We start from the raw sequence: 5,570 nt of genomic DNA, 5'->3' as shown, positions 1-5,570 counted from the left end.
GCCCGCGATCAGCGCGCGCGGCGGGAGAAGAAGGAGATCAGCACCGGCAGCGTCACCAGGATCACAACCGGTGCCAGCATCATGCCGGTGACGACGACGACCGCGAGCGGCTTCTGCACTTGCGAGCCGATGCCCTCCGACAGCGCAGCGGGCAAGAGGCCGACGCCGGCGACAACGCAGGTCATCAGTACTGGCCGAAGCTGAAGCTCGCCGGTGCGGATCACCGCGCTCACGCGGTCCATGCCTTCCTCGATGAGCTGATTGAACTGCGACAGGATGATGATGCCGTCCATAACCGCGATGCCGAACAGCGCGATGAAGCCGATCGCCGCGGAGACGCTGAACGCGGTGCCGGTGATCAACAGCCCGAGCACGCCGCCGAAGATCGCCATCGGGATCACGCTCATCGCGAGCAGCGTGTCGGTCATCGAGCCGAAATTGAACCAGAGCAGGACGCCGATCAGCGCCAGCGAGATCGGCACCACGATCGACAGGCGCCGGATCGCGTCCTGGAGATTGCCGAATTCGCCGACCCAATCCATGTGCGAGCCGGGCGGCAGCTGCACCTGGTCGGCGATCTTCTGCTGCGCCTCGCGGATCGCGCTGCCGAGATCGCGCTCGCGCACCGAGAACTTGATTGGCAGGTAGCGCTCCTGCTGCTCGCGATAGATGTAGGCCGCACCCGAGACGAGGCTGATGCTGGCGACCTCGCTCAACGGGATCTGCGTGACGGTGCCGTTCGGGCCGGGCGCGCCGATGCGCAGGTTCTGGATCGCCTCCGCGCTCCTGCGATATTCCGGCGCAAGGCGGACGATGATCGGGAAATGGCGGTCGCTGCCGGGCTCGTAGAGATCGCCCGCGGTGTCGCCGCCGATCGCGACCTTGATGGTGGCGTTGATGTCGCCCGGTGCGAGGCCGTAGCGCGCGGCCTTGGCGCGGTCGATGTCGATCTGGATGGTCGGCTGCCCGAGCGAGGTGAACACAGCAAGGTCGGTGACACCCTGCACGGTCGACAGCACCTGCTTGATCTTGTTGGCGGTGTCGGTGAGCGCCTGCAGATCGCTGCCGAACAGCTTGATCGAGTTCTCGCCCTTCACGCCGGAGACAGCTTCGGAGACGTTGTCCTGGAGATATTGCGAGAAATTGAACTCGACGCCGGGGAAGCGGTCGTCGAGCTGCTTGAGCAGTTGCGCGGTCAGCTCTTCCTTGTCGCGTGTGCCGGGCCATTGGCTCACGGGCTTGAGCGRCGCGAAGAACTCGGCGTTGAAGAAGCCGGCCGCGTCGGTGCCGTCGTCGGGACGGCCGTGCTGCGACACCACGGATTCCACCTCGGGCCGGGCGCGGATCACCTTGCGCATCTCGTTGACGTAGGTGTTGCCCTCCTGGAGCGAGATGGTCGGCGGCAGCGTGGCGCGGATCCAGAGATTGCCCTCTTCCAGCTTGGGCAGGAATTCGAGGCCGAGCAGCCGGCTGAGCGCCACCGTCATCAGCACGAGACCGACCGCACCGCCAAGCATGATGCCGCGATTGGCGACCGCCCAATGCAGCACCGGCATGTAGATCCGGTGCAGGATCAACATGACCTTGGTCTCGGTTTCCTCGACATGCGCGGGCAGGATGATCGCGGACAGCGCCGGCGTCACCGTGAAGGTGGCCAGCAGCCCGCCGGCAAGCGCATAGGCGTAGGTGCGCGCCATCGGCCCGAAGATGTTGCCCTCGACGCCGGAGAGCGTGAACAGCGGCAGGAAGGCCGCGATGATGATGGCGGCGGCGAAGAAGATCGAGCGCGACACGTCGGCCGCGGCGCTGAGGATGGCGTGGCTCTTCATGCCGAACAGCGTCTCGGGCGACATGTGCTCGGATTCAGACACCGGCGTCGTCTGCGTCAGGCGGCGGAAGATCGCTTCCACCATGATGACGGTGGCATCGACGATCAGGCCGAAGTCGATCGCACCGACCGACAGCAGGTTCGCCGATTCGCCGCGCAGCACCAGGATGATCACCGCGAAGAACAGCGCGAACGGAATGGTGGCGCCGACGATCAGCGCGCTGCGCAGGTCGCCGAGAAAGATCCACTGCAACAGCACGATCAGGAGGATGCCGACCACCATGTTGTGCAGCACGGTGTGGGTGGTGAGCTCGATCAGGTCGCCGCGGTCGTAGATGCGCTCGATGCGCACGCCGGGCGGCAGGATGCTGGAGTCGTTGATGGTTTGAACGAGCTGGTGGACGCGCTTGATGGTTGGCGAGCTCTGCTCGCCACGACGCATCAGGACGATGCCCTGTACGATATCGTCGGACTCGTCGAGGCCGGCGATGCCGAGACGAGGCTTCTGACCGACGGTGACGGTGGCGACGTCCTTGACCAGCACCGGGTTGCCGTTGGTCTGCGAGACCATGGTGTTGGCAAGGTCGTCGATCGAACGTATCAGGCCGACGCCGCGCACCACGGCCGATTGCTGGCCGATATTGACGGTGTTGCCGCCGACATTGACGTTCGCATTGCCGACCGCCTGGAGCAATTGCGGCAGCGTCAGGCCGTTGGCGACGAGCTTGTTGAAGTCGACCTGGAGCTCGTAGGTCTTGCTCTTGCCACCCCAGCCGGTGACGTCGATGACGCCCGGCACGGCGCGGAAGCGGCGCTGGAGGATCCAGTCCTGGATGGTCTTGAGGTCGAGCACGCTGTAGTTCGGCGGGCCGACCAGGCGGTAGCGGAAGATCTCGCCGATCGGGCTGAGCGGCGAGATCTGCGGCTGCACATTGCCCGGCAGCGGCGCGAGCTGCGCCAGGCGGTTCAAGACCTGCTGCAACGCCTCGTCATAGGTGTAGGCGAAGGAGAACTGGAGCTTGATGTCGGAGAGGCCGTAGAGCGAGATGGTGCGGATGGTCGTGAGGTTCTTCAGACCCGCGACCTGGGTCTCGATCGGGATCGTGATGTAACGCTCGATTTCCTCGGCCGACAGGCCGGGGCTCTGCGTCACGATGTCGACCATCGGCGGGGTCGGGTCGGGATAGGCCTCGATGTTGAGCTGGTTGAACGCGATCAGGCCGCCGATCAGCACGGCAACGAACATGCCGACCATCAGGAAGCGCCGGTTGACGGCAAGGGCGACGAGACGATCCATTCAGCTCTTCAGTTTGTTGTCAGTTTTTGGGTCGTCGATCAGCTGCCGGACGCCGCGCGGTCGATGAACAAGCTGCCTTTGGTGACGATCTGCTCGCCGGGCTTCAGGTTGCTCGTGACTTCAACGAGGTTGCCGTTGATGAGGCCGATCTTGATCTGGCGCAGCTCGACCGACTTGTCCTCGCGCGCCACCCAGATGCGAACCTTGTCGGCTTCATAGATCAGCGCCTGTTTCGGCACCGCCGGTGCCGCACGGTCGCCAGCCGAATAGATCGTGACGTTGGCGAACATTTCCGGCTTGAGCAGGCCGTCCTTGTTGTCGATGGTGGCGCGAACCAGCAGACGGCGGGTGCTGGGATCGATCGCGGCGGCGACGTAGTTGATCTTGGCGGTCAGCGGCCGGCCCGGCAGCGCCATCACGTTGACGGTGATGTCCTGCCCGATGCACACCGCGGCCGCATCGCTCTCGCGCACGAAGGCGGTGAGCCAGACCGTTGAGAGGTCGCCGATCACGAAGACCGGATCGCTGGCGCCGGAATTGACGTACTGGCCTGGGCCGATCTTGCGCTGCACGACCGTGCCGGAGATCGGCGAATAGATCGTGATCTCCCGATCGATGACGCCCTTGTCCTGGAACACCTTGATGGTCTCGTCGGTGAAGCCGAGAATCCGCAGCTTGTTGCGTGCGGCTTCCAGCGCCGTCGCCGAGGAGCGCATGTCGTTCTGCGCCTGAACCTGGGTGGCTTCCGCCTGCTGATAGTCCTTCAGCGGAATGGCGTGGCCCTCATAGAGATCCTTGGCCCGCTTGAACTGGATGTCGGCAAGATCGATCGCCGACTTCGCCTTGTTCTGCGAGGTCATCGCCGCGATGAAATCGTTCTGGGCCTGCACGGTGTCGGCGGCCTCGATCGTGAACAGCGGTTGACCTTGCTTCAGCATCTCGCCCGGCTTGGCGAGCAGCTTGGTGACCCTGCCCGCATAGGGCGAGAACACCGGCGTCGAGCGATCCTCGTCGACCGCGACCTTGCCTTCGGTGACATATTCGGCGCGGAAGGTCTTGGCCTTGACCGGCTCGATCGTCAGCGTCGCCCATTCGGACGGCGTCGGCGTGAAGTTCTGCGCATTCCTGCGCGACTGGCTGGAGACCTCGGAATGACTTTTTTCCTTGGCCCCCGCATAAAGGAAGCCATAGGCACCGGCGCCGGCGAGTGCCAGTAAAACTACGGATGTGATCACCCGTTGTTTTGTAAGCACCTGCAATCGCTTGGTATTTTCAACTACCATGGGGCCCGGTCATGTCTGCGACGATCTCGGCAAATGACTGCCTCATCGGTCGCGCTAATAGTGCCGAATTCAGATTTCAAACAACCTAAAAAACGCCCCGCACCTTTCCGTTTGCGTTAAAATTTTGCGACGCGTCAGCTCCAAGTAAGCTATCCAAGTAAGCCAAGTGTCAGCTTCTCAGCGGCCACTGTGCCGGATGACTGCCGAGCGGCATCGCCGGACGGCTCCATTGCGTCGGCGTTCTCGACAGCAGCGCCGAATGGCGCACCGCTTTCAACGTGCCGAAGCCGGATGGCATGCTCGCGATGAACGCTGCATGTACGGCCTCGCCCGTAAGATCCGGGGTGTCCAGTCCGCCGTCGAGCCGGCCGAGATTCCACAACCAGCGGCCGGTCTGCGCCAGCGACACGCGCACGTGCCAGCTGCCGCCTTCGCCGGCCTGACGCGCTTTGGCCATCATCGCGCCAAGCGCCATGAGATAGCCGGTAGCGTGATCGAGTATCTGTGCCGGCAGTTCCTTGGGACCGTCGATGCCAGCGGCCTGYCCCTCGGCATGGTTGAAACCGGTGGTGGTTTGCACCAGAGAGTCGAAGCCGCGCCGCTCGGCCCAGGGGCCGGCATGGCCGTAGGCTGACAGCGTCACGTAGACGATGCCGGGATTGATCTTCGCGGCCTCCTCGGGCCCGAAGCCGAGGGCGGCAAGCGCACGCGGGCGATAGCCCTGCGAGACAATGTCGGCGTCCTTCAGCAACTCGCGCAACTGCGCCCTGCCCGCTTCGCTCTTCAGCTCGACGAACGTGGTGAGCTTGCCGCGGCCGGTGTCGATGGTAAGCCAGGGAATGGCGGGTAGCTCCGGCCCCGACACCAGCAGCACATCCGCACCATGCGCGGCGAGCGTGCGGCCGGCGACTGGCCCTGCGATGACGCGGGAGAGATCGAGCACGCGGAGGCCTGCGAGAGGGCGATCGCCTTCAGGCCACGGCCTTGGCGGGGCTTCGTCGATCCTCTCGATCGACATCAGCGGCAGTTCGGCGAGCGCACGCGCCTGCGGCAGTGCGGACCACTCGTCGTAAGAGCGCATCAGGGCAACGACGCCGCCTGCAGCGTAAGCCGCGGATTCAAACTCCTCGCCCTTCCACCGCATCAACGCGGCCTGCACCTT

General features: G+C 64.4%; 3 protein-coding genes. All 3 read right to left on the bottom strand.

Annotation, left to right across the window (positions count from 1 at the left end; translation table 11 throughout):
* Positions 1-8: 8 nt before the first annotated feature.
* Positions 9-3,125, bottom strand: a complete 3,117-nt coding sequence (locus tag AC1D00_RS24240) for an efflux RND transporter permease subunit (protein WP_477012386.1) — start codon at positions 3,123-3,125, stop codon at positions 9-11.
* A 38-nt stretch (positions 3,126-3,163) separates the two neighbouring features.
* Positions 3,164-4,408: an efflux RND transporter periplasmic adaptor subunit gene (locus tag AC1D00_RS24235; RefSeq protein ID WP_477012385.1), complete on the bottom strand. Its 1,245-nt coding sequence runs from the start codon at positions 4,406-4,408 to the stop codon at positions 3,164-3,166.
* A 169-nt stretch (positions 4,409-4,577) separates the two neighbouring features.
* On the bottom strand, positions 4,578-5,570 hold a 993-nt coding region (locus AC1D00_RS24230; protein ID WP_477012384.1), incomplete at its 5' end, for a CoA transferase.

This window comes from Bradyrhizobium sp. P2_E8 (genome assembly GCF_056403875.1).
This window is presented reverse-complemented; position numbering and strand designations above follow the sequence as displayed.

Coding starts and splice junctions, on each gene's coding strand:
- AC1D00_RS24235 (WP_477012385.1), bottom strand. CDS start 4,408: ATGGTAGTTGAAAATACCAAGCGATTGCAGGTGCTTACAAAACAACGG.